The sequence below is a fragment of the Vibrio sp. V04_P4A5T148 genome, from assembly GCF_963875605.1.
GTDB lineage: Bacteria > Pseudomonadota > Gammaproteobacteria > Enterobacterales > Vibrionaceae > Vibrio > Vibrio anguillarum.
This window is the reverse complement of sequence record NZ_CAWNMS010000018.1, coordinates 23,135-41,181: the sequence shown is the minus strand read 5'-3', so window position 1 is coordinate 41,181 and position 18,047 is coordinate 23,135. Positions and strand designations below refer to the sequence as shown.

The 18,047-nt window shown below is 45.0% G+C and carries 18 protein-coding genes and 1 riboswitch; of the genes, 13 read left to right on the top strand and 5 right to left on the bottom strand.

Annotated elements, in window-relative coordinates:
• Positions 1 to 183: 183 nt before the first annotated feature.
• Positions 184 to 1,563 (bottom strand): alanine/glycine:cation symporter family protein, encoded by a 1,380-nt coding sequence (locus tag AACT18_RS01530; RefSeq protein WP_094124874.1) that lies wholly within the window; start codon positions 1,561 to 1,563, stop codon positions 184 to 186.
• Positions 1,564 to 1,686: 123 nt separating this feature from the next.
• Positions 1,687 to 1,780: riboswitch (glycine riboswitch) on the bottom strand.
• A 358-nt stretch (positions 1,781 to 2,138) separates the two neighbouring features.
• On the opposite strand from AACT18_RS01530, the gene AACT18_RS01525 reads away from it, so the two are divergent.
• Entirely contained in the window at positions 2,139 to 2,297 is a 159-nt protein-coding gene (locus tag AACT18_RS01525; RefSeq protein ID WP_010319274.1) for a hypothetical protein, read from the top strand.
• A gap of 19 nt (positions 2,298 to 2,316) precedes the next feature.
• Entirely contained in the window at positions 2,317 to 3,051 is a 735-nt protein-coding gene (locus AACT18_RS01520; protein WP_094124875.1) for a chromosome partitioning protein ParA, read from the top strand.
• Positions 3,052 to 3,119: 68 nt separating this feature from the next.
• Here AACT18_RS01520 and AACT18_RS01515 read toward each other — a convergent pair whose 3' ends face one another.
• Positions 3,120 to 4,226: a M20/M25/M40 family metallo-hydrolase gene (locus AACT18_RS01515; protein WP_094124876.1), complete on the bottom strand. Its 1,107-nt coding sequence runs from the start codon at positions 4,224 to 4,226 to the stop codon at positions 3,120 to 3,122.
• 559 nt (positions 4,227 to 4,785) lie between these two features.
• On the opposite strand from AACT18_RS01515, the gene hppD reads away from it, so the two are divergent.
• The 4 genes from hppD to maiA are packed head-to-tail and all read left to right on the top strand — an operon-like array spanning position 4,786 to position 8,666.
• A complete protein-coding gene (hppD, locus tag AACT18_RS01510; RefSeq protein ID WP_094124877.1) occupies positions 4,786 to 5,859 on the top strand; it encodes a 4-hydroxyphenylpyruvate dioxygenase in 1,074 nt (357 codons plus the stop codon).
• Entirely contained in the window at positions 5,852 to 6,982 is a 1,131-nt protein-coding gene (locus AACT18_RS01505; RefSeq protein ID WP_094124878.1) for a homogentisate 1,2-dioxygenase, read from the top strand. The genes hppD and AACT18_RS01505 overlap by 8 nt, the downstream gene beginning before the upstream one ends.
• A gap of 23 nt (positions 6,983 to 7,005) precedes the next feature.
• Positions 7,006 to 8,019, top strand: coding sequence for a fumarylacetoacetate hydrolase family protein (locus tag AACT18_RS01500; protein ID WP_094124879.1), 1,014 nt, complete (start codon positions 7,006 to 7,008; stop codon positions 8,017 to 8,019).
• Positions 8,016 to 8,666, top strand: a complete 651-nt coding sequence (gene maiA, locus AACT18_RS01495) for a maleylacetoacetate isomerase (RefSeq protein WP_094124880.1) — start codon at positions 8,016 to 8,018, stop codon at positions 8,664 to 8,666. Before AACT18_RS01500 ends, maiA begins: the two co-directional genes overlap by 4 nt.
• A gap of 40 nt (positions 8,667 to 8,706) precedes the next feature.
• Here the strand turns inward: maiA and AACT18_RS01490 are convergent, their stop codons facing one another.
• The 3 genes from AACT18_RS01490 to AACT18_RS01480 form a co-directional block, all read right to left on the bottom strand.
• Positions 8,707 to 10,218: a M28 family metallopeptidase gene (locus AACT18_RS01490; RefSeq protein WP_094124881.1), complete on the bottom strand. Its 1,512-nt coding sequence runs from the start codon at positions 10,216 to 10,218 to the stop codon at positions 8,707 to 8,709.
• Positions 10,219 to 10,407: 189 nt separating this feature from the next.
• On the bottom strand, positions 10,408 to 11,241 hold the full coding sequence (locus AACT18_RS01485; RefSeq protein ID WP_094124882.1) for a CPBP family intramembrane glutamic endopeptidase: 834 nt from the start codon (positions 11,239 to 11,241) through the stop codon (positions 10,408 to 10,410).
• A 118-nt stretch (positions 11,242 to 11,359) separates the two neighbouring features.
• Positions 11,360 to 12,067 (bottom strand): glycerophosphoryl diester phosphodiesterase, encoded by a 708-nt coding sequence (locus tag AACT18_RS01480; RefSeq protein ID WP_017044733.1) that lies wholly within the window; start codon positions 12,065 to 12,067, stop codon positions 11,360 to 11,362.
• Positions 12,068 to 12,232: 165 nt separating this feature from the next.
• On the opposite strand from AACT18_RS01480, the gene AACT18_RS01475 reads away from it, so the two are divergent.
• The 7 genes from AACT18_RS01475 to AACT18_RS01445 all read left to right on the top strand — a co-directional run bounded on the left by AACT18_RS01475 (position 12,233) and on the right by AACT18_RS01445 (position 18,025).
• Entirely contained in the window at positions 12,233 to 13,009 is a 777-nt protein-coding gene (locus AACT18_RS01475) for an MBL fold metallo-hydrolase (RefSeq protein WP_094124883.1), read from the top strand.
• 155 nt (positions 13,010 to 13,164) lie between these two features.
• Positions 13,165 to 13,938, top strand: coding sequence for a DUF3450 domain-containing protein (locus AACT18_RS01470; protein WP_019282153.1), 774 nt, complete (start codon positions 13,165 to 13,167; stop codon positions 13,936 to 13,938).
• The gene (locus AACT18_RS01465) at positions 13,935 to 15,275 is read left to right on the top strand and encodes a MotA/TolQ/ExbB proton channel family protein (protein WP_094124884.1); all 1,341 of its coding nucleotides are present in this window, start codon (positions 13,935 to 13,937) and stop codon (positions 15,273 to 15,275) included. The genes AACT18_RS01470 and AACT18_RS01465 overlap by 4 nt, the downstream gene beginning before the upstream one ends.
• Complete coding sequence (locus AACT18_RS01460; RefSeq protein ID WP_013856854.1) at positions 15,275 to 15,823, top strand: MotA/TolQ/ExbB proton channel family protein; 549 nt, start codon at positions 15,275 to 15,277, stop codon at positions 15,821 to 15,823. Before AACT18_RS01465 ends, AACT18_RS01460 begins: the two co-directional genes overlap by 1 nt.
• Positions 15,820 to 16,224, top strand: coding sequence for an ExbD/TolR family protein (locus tag AACT18_RS01455; RefSeq protein ID WP_013856855.1), 405 nt, complete (start codon positions 15,820 to 15,822; stop codon positions 16,222 to 16,224). Before AACT18_RS01460 ends, AACT18_RS01455 begins: the two co-directional genes overlap by 4 nt.
• Positions 16,224 to 16,844, top strand: coding sequence for an energy transducer TonB (locus tag AACT18_RS01450; protein WP_013856856.1), 621 nt, complete (start codon positions 16,224 to 16,226; stop codon positions 16,842 to 16,844). The genes AACT18_RS01455 and AACT18_RS01450 overlap by 1 nt, the downstream gene beginning before the upstream one ends.
• Positions 16,841 to 18,025 (top strand): tetratricopeptide repeat protein, encoded by a 1,185-nt coding sequence (locus tag AACT18_RS01445; RefSeq protein ID WP_094124885.1) that lies wholly within the window; start codon positions 16,841 to 16,843, stop codon positions 18,023 to 18,025. The genes AACT18_RS01450 and AACT18_RS01445 overlap by 4 nt, the downstream gene beginning before the upstream one ends.
• The last annotated feature ends 22 nt before the right edge of the window (positions 18,026 to 18,047 follow it).

The following is an 18,047-nucleotide window of genomic DNA, read 5'->3' as shown; positions in this document are numbered from 1 at the left end:
TCTTAGTGTGTTTTTTGTTGTTTCTGGAAGGATTAGCCTTGGGATACGGTGTTCCTACCTCGATAATCATTTTAGCTGTTTTAAACTTATCGTATTCTTGTTTGGATAAACAGATTAAAAAGCGGAAAAGACAGGCTTCAAACCGCAGGTAGGCGATTTAATGCCTACCTGCAATGTGGTTACTCAGTATTGAGTTTGAGGATTACGCGCCAAAGGCGCTGACTGTTTTTCAAAAAATAGCTTGGTCTCTTCAAGCACAATATGACGTAATGCGATTAATCCGATCAGATTAGGGATAGCCATTAAACCGTTAACGATATCAGCAATAATCCAAATCATATCAAGGTGCAAGAATGCACCTGATGCCACCAAACCGATAAAAATCAGCTTATAAGGCATTACTGCTTTGGTGCCAAACAAAAACACCACGCAGCGCTCACCGTAATAGTTCCAGCCTAAAATCGTCGTAAAAGCAAAAAACATCAAACCAATGGAGACCATCATCGGGCCCAAGGTTTGCGCATTTAAGCCCACGGCAAATGCATAGGTTGTCATAGCGGCACCAGAAAAATCACTTTGCCATGCGCCAGTTAAGATCAGCGCAAGCCCGGTCATGGTGCAAATAATGATGGTATCAAAGAAAGTACCAGTCATTGAAATCAACCCTTGTTTTACGCAAGAGTCAGTTTTCGCTGCCGCCGCGGCCATTGGCGCGCTGCCAAGACCAGATTCATTAGAAAATACACCGCGCGCAATCCCTGATTGAATCGCTAGCATGATGCTCGCTCCTAAGAAACCACCAGTAGCGGCTGTGGAAGTGAAGGCAGAAGTAATAACTAAACTGATGGCCGTGAGTAATTGATCGCTGTTGCTGATGATCACACTCAAACACGCAAGGATGTAAAAAAGGGCCATGGCAGGTACCACTTTCCCAGCCACTTTAGCAATTGATTGAATACCACCGACCGTGACAAATGCGACTAACAGCGTTAGAACCACTGCTGATATTTCGCGTGACACACCAAAAGAGATTTCAGTAGCATCTAAAATCGCGTTGACTTGTGGGAATGTACCAATGCCGAAACAAGCGACGCCGATGGCAAATAGGGCGAATAAAACCGCCAAAGTTCGCGAGCCCACGCCATATTGCAGGTAATACATCGGGCCACCAACCATTTGGCCTTTGTCATCCACTTGACGATACTTTACTGCCAGTAAACATTCAGCGTATTTGGTCGCCATACCAAACAGCGCGGCTAACCACATCCAAAATAGCGCGCCCGGCCCACCGAGCTTAATCGCTGTCGCTACGCCAACGATATTACCGGTTCCAATCGTCGCGGAAAGTGCGGTACATAAGGCGGCAAAGCTTGATACATCGCCTTGTTTACCGGTGTCTTTGTCTTTACTAAACACCATCTTAAGTGCGGTAGGTAAATGTCGAAATTGGATAAGACCGAGACGAAACGTAAAATAGATGCCTGTACCGACCAATAAAATTAAAAGTGGTGGTCCCCAGACAAAGTTGTCTATAGATTCAAGAATAGATTGCAGGTTGTTCATTAGTTCCCCTTAATAAAACGACAGTTAAGGAGAAGAGGGAAAGGGCAGTAATCTGAAAAGATCCCACAAAAAGATCACAGCAGGCCAGTGGTGAAGAAACCACACCTATTTATGATTGTAACTTTCCACTCCTCTGTCCTTTTGCCTGAGAGTTTCACCCCAAATAGGGTTTGCTCCTTCGGCGACCGATTAAACGGTTCTCTCCAGAGGTTCCTCCAACTACAGTCCTCGCCAGCTCTCATAAGAGAGAGCATTAGCACCTGAAAGATTTACTTCTTCGGCGAGCCTGTTTACTCATACTTTGAATAAACTAAGGCTACTCTCCTGCAGTCTTCATCGGAACTGATGATAAGTGCGCTTACCATCAAGGCGAGATATGTTACATAAAGCGTTTTTCAAGACAAGAAAAATTGTGCTTTTGATCTCAATTTGCTGCCGTTTGGTGGTTTGTTAACCATTTATAGACGTAAACGTAGGATGAGGGGTGAAAACTTTACGCTTGTTGTCGATTGTTCTACTTTTTTCTGACTTATCGCGTGTTATAAATGATATACACTACGTGAGAGGATAGGCTAATGACACGACTCATCACCATTATTTTATTGATCGCCATTGCTTTTATTTTTATTCGTTATCGTACCAACGAAAAGTTGCAAAAAGGTGTGGTGGTTTCTTTACTCACTGCTTTTGTCATTTATGCTGCCTCAATTGTGATTACTGAATTAACTCGCTGAGATAGATAGGAGCGAAAGAGTGAACAAACAGACGGACATTGATGCACAAGACGATGTCGTAGTGATTGAAGAACGAGACAAACGCACCTACGTCTACATCGCGTTAGCAGGGGTGTTGGGGTTAGCATTAGGTGGCTTAATCGGTTCAAGTATCACCACGAATAACTGGCAAAAAACATACCATCAGCTAGAAGAAAAATATGAACAGCTCACCCAAGATAAAAGCCAATTAGCTGAAAAAGTGCAATTAAAAGTCGCCAGTGTCGAAACTGAAGTAGCAAATAAACTTCAACAAGCATTAGAAGAGCAACAAAAGCAGTATCAACAAGAGCTGGATCAAGCGCAAAGCCAATACCAAGCATTAATGGCAGAAAATAAAGCGCTGCAAGCGAAACTTAATACACAGGAAAATACACTAGCGCAAGTTGAGAACAAAAATTCTAAATTAAATCGGCAAGCCGATATGCAGGCAACGATTTTTGAACGTTCACGCGAACTGTTCCAACGTGAATTGAAAATTAAGCAAGAGTTAGAAGCGCTGCAAAAAGAGAAAGAAAGTTTAGTACCGAAGTTAAAAACGCTCAAAATCGATTGTGATGTCTACTTAGAAGGTAAGTCGTGGGATGCAAAATCAGACGCATGTGATAAGCAAGATGAAGCGAATTCAAGAATTAGCCAAATCGATCAGATGATCCAAGTCCACCGCATGGATTTAGAACAAATCAAAGCGTTAACGGAAAATATAGGCTTATAATTTATACAAATCCCACCAATGTTTCTTTAGCAGGCCTCGCGAAAATGAGGCCTGTTTTATCGTAAGGCTTATTCGGTCAAATACGTTGTTAGGAATTCTGCAATCTTCACCATATCACTGATCGCAATATACTCTTCGGTGGTGTGAACTTTCGCCATGCCCGTTGACAAATTGACGGTCACTAATCCTTTTTCGTTAAAGTTGTTTGCATCACTGCCTCCACCAGTACGTTTGGTTTTTGGTGCAATCCCAACCGATTCAAAGCTCTTTTTGATCGCAGCGATATGCGGATGCTCTTCATCCAATACAAAGGCGTTGTAAGCACGAGTAGATTCAATCTCAACCTGCGCGCCATGCTTGTGCGCCGCGGCCTGAAATGTTGACACCATATGTTCAACTTGTAGGCTCAACTTATCATCATTCAATGAACGGGCTTCAGCGACAATTCTAAGATCAGGCATGACGATATTCGTTGCGCCACCGCCATGAACAAGGCCGATATTCGCCGTGGTTTCCTCATCAATACGCAGCAATTTCATTTGGGTAATCGCATCGGCTGCGACGGCGATAGCGCTAATACCTTCTTCAGGAGCAAGGCCTGCGTGTGCGGGTTTGCCTTTTATATTAACGATGATTTTTTGCTGCCCTGGGGCGGCTTTAACGATGGTTCCTATTGGACCACCAGTGTCGAGTACAATCGCCTTAGCCGATTGAATATGAGACATATCAAAGTGTTTGGAGCCTTGTAGCCCGCCTTCTTCATGGACGGTGAATGCAATTTCAATGGTTTTATGAGGTTGTTTTTGCGCTTTAATCGTTCGGATCGCCTCCATAATGGCCGCAATACCCGATTTGTCATCGCCGCCCAAAATGGTTTCACCGTTAGAGCGAATGACGCCATTTTCAATGACGGGTGTAATGCCAATCCCCGGTTTGACGGTATCCATGTGACAGCTCAGTACGACACTGTCATCGAGTTGTCCTGCTAGGCGAGCATAAAGGTTAAAGCCATTGGAAACATGTTCAGGTACGAGCAGTTTTTGGACTGAAAAACCAAGCTCACCCAATTGTTCAGACAGCGTTTCTGCAATCTGTTTTTCGTTACCCGATTCGCTGTCAATTTGAATTAGTTGTAGAAAGTGCTCAACCAAGCGCTGTTCATTTATCATGGTCATTTTGTTATCTCGTAGGAAACAGAAGCCATACCATATCGCGTGTGGATGACGCGATGTTCTGCGATAAATCAAAGAAGCACGACAAAATAACCGAATTTTTCGCTTATATATAGCCAATGGCTATTGTTTTAAACTTAATGATTCACCTGTGTTGGCCTAATGTTTTGTTCGTGTAGCTCGACATATAAAAATCATGTGCGCCTAACACCTCGCCCGATTGTGTGTTTTTTGCCGGAGGCAGTGTCGGCTTTTGATAAATGTAGCTAAAATGTTACGCCGTGCTATTTATCTTACTGAGCAACTGGTTATGATTGACTTGTGATTAACGTGGCCAATTAAGTAAAAGTGCTTAGTATTCAGTCAAATAAAAATAAATCATCTCTGTGAAATTCGCTAATTTACTATCCTATTGCTCATTAATAGATTTGTGTAACATTTTAATTACATTGACACTATTTGTTCTCCGCTAAACCGTTTTTCGTTATAGGGTTCATTTTTGCTGAAAATTACGCCATGTTCGCAATACTCAACACAAGCGTTAACAAAAAAGGAGCGCGAGATGACCTCAACATTTAACCCATTGGGAACAGACGGTTTTGAATTTGTGGAGTACACCGCGGCTGATCCCGCTGGAATCGCGCAGTTAAAAGAGCTGTTTACTTCTCTTGGCTTTGCTGAGATAGCCAAACATCGCTCAAAAGAGGCGTGGTTATATCGTCAAGGGGATATCAATTTTATCGTTAACTCTCAACCCCATAGCCAAGCTGCAGCGTTTGCCAAAGTGCATGGACCTTCAGTGTGTGGGATGGCGTTTCGCGTTAATGATGCATCTGTCGCCATGCAGCATGTGCAGGCAAATGGCGGGCGAGAATACAAAACACAAATTGGCCCAATGGAGCTGAGTATTCCTGCGATTTATGGAATTGGCGATAGCTTGCTTTATTTTGTCGATCGTTATGGTAGCCAGAGCATTTATGATGTGGATTTCAAGTTCTATGCCGATGCTAATCAACGAATGACCGACGCCAATGTTGGCTTGTTCGAAATTGACCACTTAACGCATAACGTCAAACAAGGCCACATGGACATTTGGTCTGGCTTTTATGAGCGGATTGGTAACTTCCGTGAAATTCGCTATTTTGATATTGAAGGGAAGCTAACTGGGTTAGTTAGCCGCGCAATGACAGCGCCTTGCGGCAAAATTCGCATCCCAATCAATGAATCGTCTGACGATAAATCACAAATAGAAGAGTTTATTCGTGAATACAATGGTGAGGGGATCCAACACATCGCTTTATCCACTGATGATATCTACCAGACGGTACGTACTCTGCGCGAGCGAGGGATGGATTTCATGCCGACACCGGATACTTACTACGAAAAAGTCAGTGATCGAGTTGAAGGGCACCAAGAAGATGTTGATCAGTTAAAAGCGCTGCGGATCCTGATTGATGGTGCACCGATGAAAGATGGAATTTTGCTGCAAATATTTACTCAAACCGTCATTGGCCCAGTCTTTTTTGAGATCATTCAACGCAAAGGCAATGAAGGTTTCGGGGAAGGTAATTTCAAAGCGTTATTTGAGTCGATTGAAGAAGATCAAATTCGGCGAGGAGTACTCAGCGATGCATAAATGGATCACATTTCCTCATCGAGAAGGGGTATGTTCAAACCAAGCTCATGCCGACTTCCCGCAAGAGGCCATCTATGAAAGAGAAGCAGGACGCAGTGGCTTTTTTGGCCCTGCGGCCCATTTCCATCACCAACATGCACCGACAGGGTGGAGTGAATGGCAAGGTGAGTTAAGGCCGAGAGCCTTTAATTTTAATTTGATCGAGCAAGCCAAACAAAGTTCACCGTGGAGCGTGCCGCATCTATTGCATAATGCACAATGTAAAGTCCGAGTATGGAGGCTGGCTCAAGCGATGGATCATTTAGTGCGTAACGCCGATGGGGATGAGTTACTTTTTATTCATCAAGGAAGCGCTGATTTTTATTGCGATTACGGGCATTTGAGCGTTTCACAAGGGGATTATGTGTTGATCCCGCGCTCAACCAATTGGCGGCTTGAGCCAAGTGAGCCGATGTTCATTCTAATGATAGAGAATACGGATGCGGCGTATGCTTTGCCAGAAAAAGGGCTAGTAGGGAACCACGCCATATTCGATCCTGCGGTTTTGCAAGTCCCGTCGATTAATCCAGAGTTTAAAGCGCAGTATTCAGAAAAGACCACCCAAGTTCATTTAAAACGTCATGAGAAAATCAGCGTCATTACTTATCCATTTAACCCATTGGATGCAGTAGGTTGGCACGGTGATCTTTCTGTGGTGAAACTCAACTGGCGAGACATTCGGCCGTTGATGTCGCATCGCTATCATTTGCCGCCCTCCGCTCACACAACGTTTGTTGGCCAAGGTTTTGTGGTCTGCACCTTTGTGCCTCGGCCGATTGAGAGTGACCCCGGCGCTTTAAAGGTTCCGTTTTATCATAACAATGATGATTACGATGAAGTGCTCTTCTACCATGCGGGTGATTTCTTTAGCCGCGATAATATTGAAGCTGGCATGGTCACTTTTCATCCTGCCGGGTTTACCCATGGCCCACATCCGAAAGCGTTCCAAGCTGGGCAAGAGTATAAGAAAAAATTTACCGATGAAGTGGCTGTGATGATTGATACGCGGCATGCATTACACTTTAGTGAGGCGGCGCAGCTGGTTGAAAATCAACAGTACGTCTACAGTTGGAAGAGCGAATAAACGAATAAGAATAAGGAAGTGACATGAAGTTAGCTACGCTAAAAAACGGCACAAGAGATGGGTTATTGGTTGTGGTCAGCCATGACTTATCAAAATGCGTTGCTGTGCCTGAGATTGCCGAGCATTTACAGCAAGCCTTAGACCGTTGGCAGGAAACCGCACCGATGCTCAGCGAAATTTATACGGCGCTGAATGAAGGCGAATTGCTGCAAGAGATGCTGTTTGATCAAACCTTGTGTCATTCGCCGCTGCCTAGAGCGTATCAATGGGCCGACGGTTCTGCTTACGTCAACCATGTTGAGTTAGTACGAAAAGCACGAGGAGCAGAGATCCCTGAAAGTTTCTGGAGTGATCCGTTAATGTATCAAGGTGGTTCGGATGCTTTTCTTGGACCGCGTGATGATATTCAAATGCAAGATGAAGCATGGGGAATTGATTTTGAAGCCGAAGTGGCCGTGATCACCGATGATGTCAGAATGGGTGCAACCCTAAGTGAAGCGGCGCAAGCGATTCGATTGGTGATGTTGGTTAACGATGTGTCGCTGCGTGGTGTGATCCCTCAAGAGCTTGCTAAAGGATTTGGTTTTTTTCAATCCAAACCGTCTTCAGCATTCTCTCCTGTCGCTGTGACACCCGATGAACTAGGCTGCCATTGGGACGGCGGAAAACTCAACCTGCCATTGCTATCAACCTATAACAATAAACCATTTGGTTGCCCCAATGCTGGCGTGGACATGACGTTTGAATTTCCACAGTTAATTGCTCACGCAGCAAAAACGCGCCCCTTGTGCGCGGGCACTATTATTGGCTCTGGTACAGTTTCCAATAAACAGGGAACCGATTTTGGCAGTGCGATTGCTGAAGGGGGAGTCGGCTATTCATGCATTGCAGAAGTGCGGATGATTGAAACCATTCGGAACGGTAAACCAAGTACCGAATTTATGAAATTTGGTGACAGGATAACGTTAGAAATGCGTGATGATAAAGGGAACAGCCTGTTTGGTTTAATCGATCAACGCGTGGTGAAAGGGTCATGAGTGGCCTCAAGTTATATGGGTATTGGCGCTCTTCAGCCGCTTACCGAGTACGCATCGCACTTCACCTCAAGGCGCTCGATTACCAGTCGATTGCTATCCATTTAGTTAAGGAGGGCGGAGTGCAACATTCAGCCGAGTTTAGCGCTCTCAATCCGAGTGAGTTAATTCCGGTACTGGAAGATAACGGACATTGCATTACTCAGTCGTTAACCATCATCGAATATTTGGATGACCAGTATCCCCAAGTACGTTTGGTTCCGCTATCAGGTAAAGAGAAATATCAGGTTAAAGCACTGGCGCAAGACATTGCTATTGATATTCATCCACTGAACAATCTACGAGTTTTACAATATTTAACGCGTGAACTGGCCGTGGATGAAAGTCAAAAAGGAGGCTGGTATCGGTATTGGATAGCCACGGGGTTTCATGCCTTGGAAAAGAAATTGGCGACAGTATCAGGGGAGTACTGTGTTGGTGATCAACTGAGCTTAGTGGATGTTTGTTTAGTACCACAAGTGTATAACGCGGAGCGCTTTAATCTTGATATGGCGCAGTTTCCGATCATCAAACAAATCACTGCTGAGCTTCGTGCTCATCCGGCGTTTATTGCCGCTGCACCAGAAAACCAGCCCGATGCTGAGAGTTAATCGAAAAGCCAGCCTTGCGGCTGGCTTTTCTTTGCGCTGTTTATTGAGCATTCGCCACTAAACTTGCATTGCTGTAATTGTTGTATCCATGCAGCAAAATAGAATAGCGGCCCGGTTGAGCATTGGAGAACTGACACGTTTCATTATTGCCACTGCGATAAGGACGGCAGTCGTATTGCTGTAGATCGGCATCAGTTTGATACTTAACGTATAAATCGGCATCGCCGCTTCCCCCTGACAATACAATACTCAAGTTGCCCGCTTCCTGCAGTTCGAATTGATACCAGGTTTTGCTATTTCTGCTGGCCGATAAACCGTTCACAGGTACGCCATTTTTCAGTTGATTGCTCGGTGTAGGCGGTGTTGAGGCGTTACCCATTTCAACCACATAAGCCAATCCAAGTTTAGTAAATTTCACCGCATGAAATCCTGTTGGGTCGGAATTTTGCAGAGTGTCTTGCGGGCTATGAATATTAGGGTTGTAATCATTAAGTTTGGATTCAAAAGGCATCGCAGCTGGGTAACCAACCGCATGCCAAGAGGCATGATCAGAGCAGGCATAGCCACAGGTATCAAATCCATAGGTTAATGACGGTAAATATTCATCCAATAGTTGTGTCAAATACTGGGTAAAATTACTGTCGGTGTAATCGCTCATAAACACAATATCTTCGCGTGAACCTTGGTAGTTAGTCATGTCTAACTGCATCACAGACATTACTTTTTTACCTTCGGCTTTAAAACGATTGGCTAAGTCTTGTGAACCTCGAAGGCCCACTTCTTCAGCAGCGTAAGCCATGAAAGCGATGCTGCGTTTAGGACGAAAATTTTGCTCAGACAACAAACGGATGATTTCTGTCACGCCCGCGATACCTGATGCATCGTCGTCCGCACCCGGCGCAATGCTGCTTTCGTTGGTTCGAGAACCAAGTGTCGAGTCTAAATGCCCGCCAATCACCACCCATTCGTCAGGTTTTTCAGAGCCTGTAATTGTGAGCATTACCGATTTCTGGTTGTAGCCTGAATGTGTGATTTGTTCTACTTTGCTTGCGGGCAGTGACGCAGAGAGTGAGCGCCAATGATCTGCAATCCAATTCGATGCTTGAGCACCAGTCGAGGTGGTATAAAAGCGATTTTTAAACTGGGTTAAGGTGGTGATGGTACTGGTGATTTGTTGCGCTGATACTGATGGCAGCCAAGCATTAACGGTGGTTTGCTGAGTTATTTCTGGTGCACTGAAAGTGTTTAGATTCAGCGGCATTGCGCTGACACTCATCGCACTTTGTGCAGAAGGGTGGACCATATAACCACCACATCGCTGATGATTTTCGTGCATTTCATGTGAAAGCGTCGCTAACTCGCTTACTGGTACTTGCCCAACCCATACTGATGTTTGATTGATAAGATTTTCAGGTAATAGACTTTGGGCTCCAGAGCGAAGCGCCGTTTGCGTCGCGTCACCACCAATGGAAATCCACACCTTTTCTTCTGCATAAGCGGTACTGAAACAGCCTGCTAGCGCAATCACCAATAACGTTTGTTTCTGGTTCATTCTCTCCTCCCTGGAGTATTATTATCAACATGACGTTGACCATAAACCCTAGGCCAAAAATAGGAATAATGAGAACAATTCGTTTTATACTCAGTTGTTCATAACGGTTGTCACTAAACTATCAATAAGGTATTTCATCGACTGAAAAAAAGAAAAAAGCCAGCGAAAACTTCAGCTGGCTTAAAGGTTTTAACGCTGTACCCATACTGGATAAGTGAAGAAAATAAGGTGGGAAAAATTAAAGAGAAAGTGGAAGAGTACAGCCGTCCATAAACGCCCGCTTAGATGATAGATCGCGCCGTAGCCAATACCAGCTAATGCGGCAAATAGTACCAAAGTCACGCCGCCAGAAAAATGCGCAAGACCAAATAGGGTACTAGCGAGCGCAATACCGAGCCATAGACCGAATTTTTCACTAACGGCTTTTTGTAAATAGCCCCGGAAAAATGCTTCTTCCACCACACAGGTTAAAAGCAAATTATTGAGAGCAAAGAGCCACCACCAAGTCGGTAAAGATAACTCGGGCTTAATCGCCCCAAGCGCCCATGCGACAAAAAGCAAAGCAAAAAGAGGAATCGACACTTTACCGATCGCGGCCCAACAAATGGTTTGATGGTTGCCAAGGAGTGGCGGCCAAGCGAGTAGCAAAGCAAAAAATACCATAGGTTTATCTAGGTTCAAGTAGAGACGAAAGGGGGCACTATTGGCACCAGCAACCACATTATCCAGCACTTTAGGGTTATTAAAACCAGGAATAGCATGCAGCAGCAGTGCAATTGCCCATAATAGCAACGCACCATGAGCAAACCATTTCCAGCGGCCTTTCAGTTGTGGGATGTAATAAGCACCACATAATCCAATGGCGACATACAGCAGGGCCATTAACGATAATCGGTCTGTGAACCATCCGCCCACTAACGACAGTGCTAGCAAGGCGAATGCTGGACGTAATTGCTTTTGAAAACTGAAGATAACGGCAAAAAGCAGCGGGATCCAAATCCATAACGATGAGTCAAGTATCATAGAGAGTACCTTAGGAAATCATCCATATTATTGAGTGATGACAGAGTGGAAGAGTGGCGCATTATGAAGAATCATTCTCAATAAAGAGATTCTACCAGTCAGCTAAACGCTTGCAGGCTTACAAAAAGCACTGTGGATCGTCACTAAAAATGGCGTCAACCGAGTTGAGATGTTTGAACTTTTTCGGATTATTCACCGTGTAGCACCAAATTTGGTAACCCGCTTGATGTAACTCGGCAATGTGCTTTGCACTGATCCATTGATAGTTAAGGTTACAGCCAAAGGCGTCAATTTCGGCTAACACTTGCTTATCTTTACGCGTTAATCGCTCGCTCAAAACCGCCAATTTATAACCCGGACAATGCTGATAAAGCTCGCGCATGATAGCGTGGCTAAAACTGGAGAGAACAATCTGTTCATTTGGTAATCCACATTGATCCAGTTGCGCTTTAAGCTGAGCAGCGACTTGAGCAACATCGTGTTTATCCACTTTGACTTCAATGTTTAAACCAAGGCTGTGCTGCTTTGCGAGTGTCAGCAACGTCTCTAATGTCATGATGGGTTCTCCTGCAAATTGAGGATCAAACCAACCGCCAAAATCGAACTGTTGTAATTGCTCAAGCGTATAAGAATCAATGCGCCCTTTACCATTACTGCAACGATCAATGGTGTGATCGTGGCAAACAACCAATATGTGATCTTGAGTCGGTTGCACATCCACTTCAACCCACTTTAGGCCTAAATCAATAGCGGCTTGCACACTCACTTGCGTATTTTCAGGGTAATGGCCGGCCACTCCGCGGTGGCCAATAATCATAGGCTTCATAGCGTTATCTCCACACAATTAAAACCGGCTCAGCATAGCGCGCGCCTTCTATTTTGTCTTCAAATTGATGGAAATGAGAGACGACACGCTTTGGACATCACTTTCGCTAATGCTATGCTTATCCAACATCAGGCAGGAGGTCTGATCTGTCAAGTAGGGATAACGGTGAAGCTACATACGATCAAAGGCTATATTCAGAATATGTATCTGGCTGAATATCCAGAACGATTATTACTGCTAGACGGTGCAAGTCGAGCAGACATACCTACGTTGCAGCACTTCATTGAGAATGAACTGAACCGTCCTTTTTCTCATCTTCATACCGTTGTGGTAACTCACATGCATCCAGATCACGCTGGGGCGGCTCATCAATTGCGTGCATTAACGGGTTGTAAAATTATCTCTGCCAATAAAGATCATGATTGGTATTGTGGTTTGGACGGATTTTGTATGCATTTAGCCGATCTTGCGCTTGCGCGTTGGATGGCGAATCGCCTAGGCCGCCCGCGGCAGAATTTATGGTATCCACGTGTCTTAAAGCCTGACATTAAGCTCAACGATGGCGACACTATTCCTCATTTTAACGAATGGCAAATCTTAGAAACTCCAGGGCATACCGACAGAGATTTGTCTGTCTACCATGCACAGCAAGGCATTGTGTATGTTGCTGATTTAATGGTTGAAGTGAAAAAGCAGTTGATTGCCCCTTTTCCTATTTTCCATCCCAATCAATATCGCCAGTCACTTGAACGGATCTTCAAGCTCAACCCTGAAACACTGCTTCTTGCACACGGCAAAGAGGAGCGTTTGAGCGAAAAAACCTACCAACACCTGCTAAATACCGCACCTATACGGCCTATCACACATTGGCGAGTGGTCAAAATAAAAGTCAAAAGTTTAATGAAGTCTGTTTGGCAATTTGGGGTCAGCAAAGGTAAATAAAGGGTAGGTGGCTTTAAAACTCATCAGCAAAGAGTGTTCGCCGCATACTGTGGTTGTTTGCACCGGAAAAAATCGTTAGAATGCGATCCTTGATGATAATGAGAGCTTTTATCAACAAGATAAAAACACTTCGTTGAAGGTAATGAATAACGTCTATGAATCTTTTAAAAATCAGCTTGTCCTTGGTGGCGACTACCAGTTTGTTCGCAGTAAATGCTTCTACACTCAGTGACGCGAATGCCATCCAAAATAAAACCAATTCGGCTTCAGTCGCCAGCCAACAGAACATCAATCACAGTTCTCAATCAGCGTTGCTGATGCAAGCTGACATCGATCAGTTAAAAGAAGAAGTGAAAAATCTCACTATTTATCGTAATCACTTGGCATCGCTGGTGGAAAACCAGAATCAGGAAGCGCAAAGTCTATCGTCACAAATTGATGAGATAAAACTGACTCGCCAAGGCATCGTTCCTTTGATGTATCAGATGATCGACGGGCTACGTACCCTAATCGAAAACGACAAACCATTAAAGCGCGAAACGCGTTTAGAGCGTTTAGAAAAGCTGGAATCGATGATGGTGCGATCGGATGTCAGCGATGCTGAAAAATACCGCCGTATTCTTGAAGCGTACCAAATCGAAATTGATTACGGGACTAAACTGGGTGTTTATCAAGGCGCAGTGGTGCTCAATGAAAACAAAACCATTGAAGCTGACATTTTATACGTTGGCCGTTTATCGCTGGTGGCTCGTAGCTTAAATGGCAAACAGTATTGGAGCTGGAGCCAAAACTCGCACCAGTGGACCGATGTCGATAGTGGGCTATATGCCGATTTAGATACCGCTTTCAAAATGGCCAACAATTTAATTACACCAAACTTAATGACGATACCTGTTTCACTTGAGTTAGTAGAGGAGCAAAGCAAATGAAGATGGTTTTCTCTCTCTCATCACTCTGTTTAACACTATTGGCTTTCAACAGCTTTGCTTCTACGGAATTAGTCAGCAACGCCAAAGTGGAAAACAAACAGCAACAGCAGCACAATATCGAACGCGAAGCGGGTTTTAAACAAACCGAACAGCAGCTACGCCGCGCCAAAGCAGAGCTAGAAGCTCAGCGCCAAGATTTACAAGCGCAAGCGGATAAGCTAAGCACGCAATTCAGTAATAATGAAAACCGACTAGCACGTTTAGAAGAGCAGCTTCGCTTAGAAACAGGAAGCCTTGGAGAGCTGTTTGGTGTGGTACGCCAAAATGCCAAAGCATTAAGCAGTGAATTGGAATCTTCCATCACTGCGGTTGATCGCCATCAGTATACATCGCGGGTACAAGAAATTGTCGCCGCAAAATCTTTACCCTCGATGCCGCAGCTGACGGGGTTATGGCACAGCTATGTTGAACAGATCATCGCCAGTGGTGAGCTAAGACGCGTTCAGATCGCATTTATCAATGGTGACGGTGTCACGCAAAATGTGGCCGCCTATCGTATTGGAACCTTTGGTTTGGTGACAGAGCAAGGTTATGTCAAATGGAACGGGGATAAACAAGCCGCCACCGCTTATTTGAAACAACCGGACAATGGGCCTATTTTCTCTGGCCTAAATACGGGAGAAATCGAAAGCTTAGTGGTCGATCCTTCGCGTGGCATCATGCTTGAACAGCTAGCCCTTACGCCAACGTTAGCCGAACGGCTACAAATGGGTGGTGCGGTCGGTAACATCATTTTGGTACTGCTTGGTATTGGTTTAATCATCGCTTTCTATCGCGGCTTCGCATTGGTGATGACTCACCACAAGATCAAAGCGCAGCTTAAAGATGTACAGAAAATTGGTAATAACCCATTGGGGCGTGTACTCAGCGTCTATAACAAAGAGCAAAATCGCAGCGTAGAAGCGTTGGAGCTGCGCTTGCTGGAAGCGGTGGTCGATGAACAAGCGCATTTGGAAAAAGGCTTATCGATGCTGAAGTTATTAGCTGCGATTGCGCCGATGCTTGGGCTATTGGGTACGGTGACCGGCATGATTGAAACCTTCCAAGTGATCACACAATTTGGTAACGGTGATCCAAAAGTAATGGCGGGCGGCATTTCAATGGCCTTGGTGACTACCGTTCTGGGTTTAGTCTCTGCGATTCCACTATTATTAGCTCATAATATCTTAAGCTCTCAAGCCGAAAATATTCGCTCTATTTTAGAAAAACAGGGGATTGGCCTCGTTGCTGCGCAAGCAGAGCAAGAATGCCAAGCTTCAATGAGGAATGCGGCGTAATGAACAGCGTATTGCCAAGCGCACTTCTCAGCAATGACTGGCTAACAACCTTGCAGCAGTTTATGCAGCAAGGAGGTATCGTCTTATGGTGGCTAGCTGGGGTGGTGGCGCTTTATTGGTTGTTGATCATCGAACGCGTACTGTTTGTGGTGTTGAGCTTTCCTAAATATCGAAAAGGGTGGTTAGAGCAATGGCATCAACGCGCGGAACACCATTCATGGTATGCCCATGCGATTCGCGAAGGTTGGCTTGGTGAAGCACAGCAGATGCTGCGCCACAACCTTAACATGATCAAACTGCTCGTGACACTTTGCCCAATGTTAGGGCTGCTCGGCACAGTCACCGGAATGATCTCTGTGTTTGATGTGATGGCAAATCAAGGCAGTAGCGATCCTAAATTGATGGCATCTGGCATTTCATTGGCCACATTACCGACAATGGCCGGAATGGTCGCGGCCCTTGCGGGCATGTTTGTGCATGCTCGTCTTGCAAAAAAGTGTCATCTACTTGAATTAAAATTAGAAAAATCGTTAAGGAGTTTGCGATGAGATTAGGCAGACGCCAACCAAGAAATGATGAGGCGCAGATAGACTTAACATCGATGCTCGACATCGTCTTTATCATGCTGATTTTTTTCATTGTCACCAGCTCATTTGTTCGTGAATCAGGTGTTGAGGTTAACCGTCCTCAAGCTTCTCACGCGGTGAGTCAGAAAGATGCGGGTATTTTTGTCGCTATCAATGCATCCAATGATATTTACATCGACAAACGCTTGATTGATGTTGAACGTGTAGAGGCCACCCTAGAACATCTGTTGCTCGAACAACCAGACGCGGCGTTAGTGATTCAAGCGGATGAACATGCTTATAACGGTACGGTTGTTAAAGTGATGGATGCGGCCAAAGGGGCCGGAGTGAAAAATATCGCATTGGCGGCGGAGAAACGTTAATGGGACGTTTACTGCTTGCTTTGCCAATTGCAGGAGCGATTTCGCTGGCGCTGTTCAGTTTTATGGCGTGGATGGTGGATAACGGTAACCAACGCGCTGTAAAACCAACTCAAGCACTGCGATTTAACATGGTGATGATGGAACAAGAACACGATTTACAGCGTCGCCAACGTAGCGTTCCGGAACCTTTAAAGTTGCCTGAGCCGCCACCGCAAGCACAAGTGACACAGTCACAAACTACTGCTACGGCCGCTACATCACTCACTAGTTTACCAGCTTTGGGTTTGGATACCGCGCTTAATGGGGTGGCGATTAGCGCACCAACCTTTGGTGATTTTGGCTCAAACCAGCAAGCAATGCCGTTATATCGTGTCGAGCCGGTTTATCCAAGCCGAGCTCTAAAGCGAGGCGTAGAAGGTTTCGTTACATTAAGCTTTACCATTGATACAACAGGAAAAGCCGTCGACATCAATGTCGTCGATGCCAATCCTAAACGTATGTTTGAGCGTGAAGCGATGCAAGCGCTGAAAAAATGGAAGTATCAACCTCAGATTGTCGACGGTAAAGCCATTGAGCAGCCGGGACAAACCGTGACTGTGGAGTTTAAAATCGCCAAATGATGAAACGTATGTTGATTGGCTTATCACTTGTTATCGGCTCGCTCTCTTTAAATGCGAGCGAATTAAGTGCGACAACAGTCCTGAAAGTGCAAAAAGCACAGCAATTTGCATTAGAAGAGAACCTCACTCAAGCCATTGAGGTACTGAGCAGTGTTGAAACGTCACGTCTTTACGATAAAGCATTTGTCGCCCGGATGCTTGGTGTGTTTTATTGGCAAAGTGGTCAGCCCAAAGCGGCTATCAAACAGATCAAGTACGCTGTAGAGAGTGGAGAGCTGCAAGATGAGCAGGCATGGACCACTGAACGTATGTTGGCTGATCTGTATGTCAATGAACAACAATTTGAAAAGGCGTTACCGCACTACTACCAATTATTGAAATCCGTTCCACCTTCACAAAAAGTAGACGATCTGTGGTTGCGTATCGCACAGACCCACTACCAAATTGCACAATGGGAAAAAGTGCTGCATGCGTTGGATAAATACCAAACCGTGACACCACTTAATACTAAAAATCCATTATCACTTAAATTAGGTGCGCAGCTTCAGCTAGAACAATGGAAGGCGGCCATTCCAACTTTAGAAAAACTGATCATGCTGGAGCCTGACCAAGCCAGTTGGTGGCGACAGTTGGTCGGTTTACATCTGCGTTTAGATCAGCGTCGTCAAGCATTAAACAGTTTAGCGTTAGCCAAATTACAAGGTGTGGAATTAACCGATAAGGATAAACACTTGCTCGCGCAGTTGTATGCGCAAAACGGCATTCCAGAACGTGCGGCGCAAGTTCTGCAAACATTATCTGATGCTGATCAAGACTTAACTTTACTGAAAGAGCAAGCCACTTACTGGCAGCAAGCCAAAGAATGGCAATCAGCGATCAGAACATGGACAAAAGCAGCTGAACAGGATGAGCAATATTATTGGCAAGTGGCGCTGCTGTACAACCAGCAAGGGCAATTTAAAGAAGCGTTACAGGCGTTGGATAAAGTCACCACGCGCGAGAAAAAAGCCGATGTCGCGTTAGCGCGAGTTCATGCGCTGTACAAACTCAATCAACTCGATAATGCTCTATACCAAGCCAAGCAAGCTGAAAACCTAAATCCATCAAGCCATGCCAAAGGATGGATCAAATTCCTTTCTCGTTTACAAAAAGTTCAGCAAGCGCAAACTGCTAATATCTGATCATAGCGCCTCATCTGCCCGA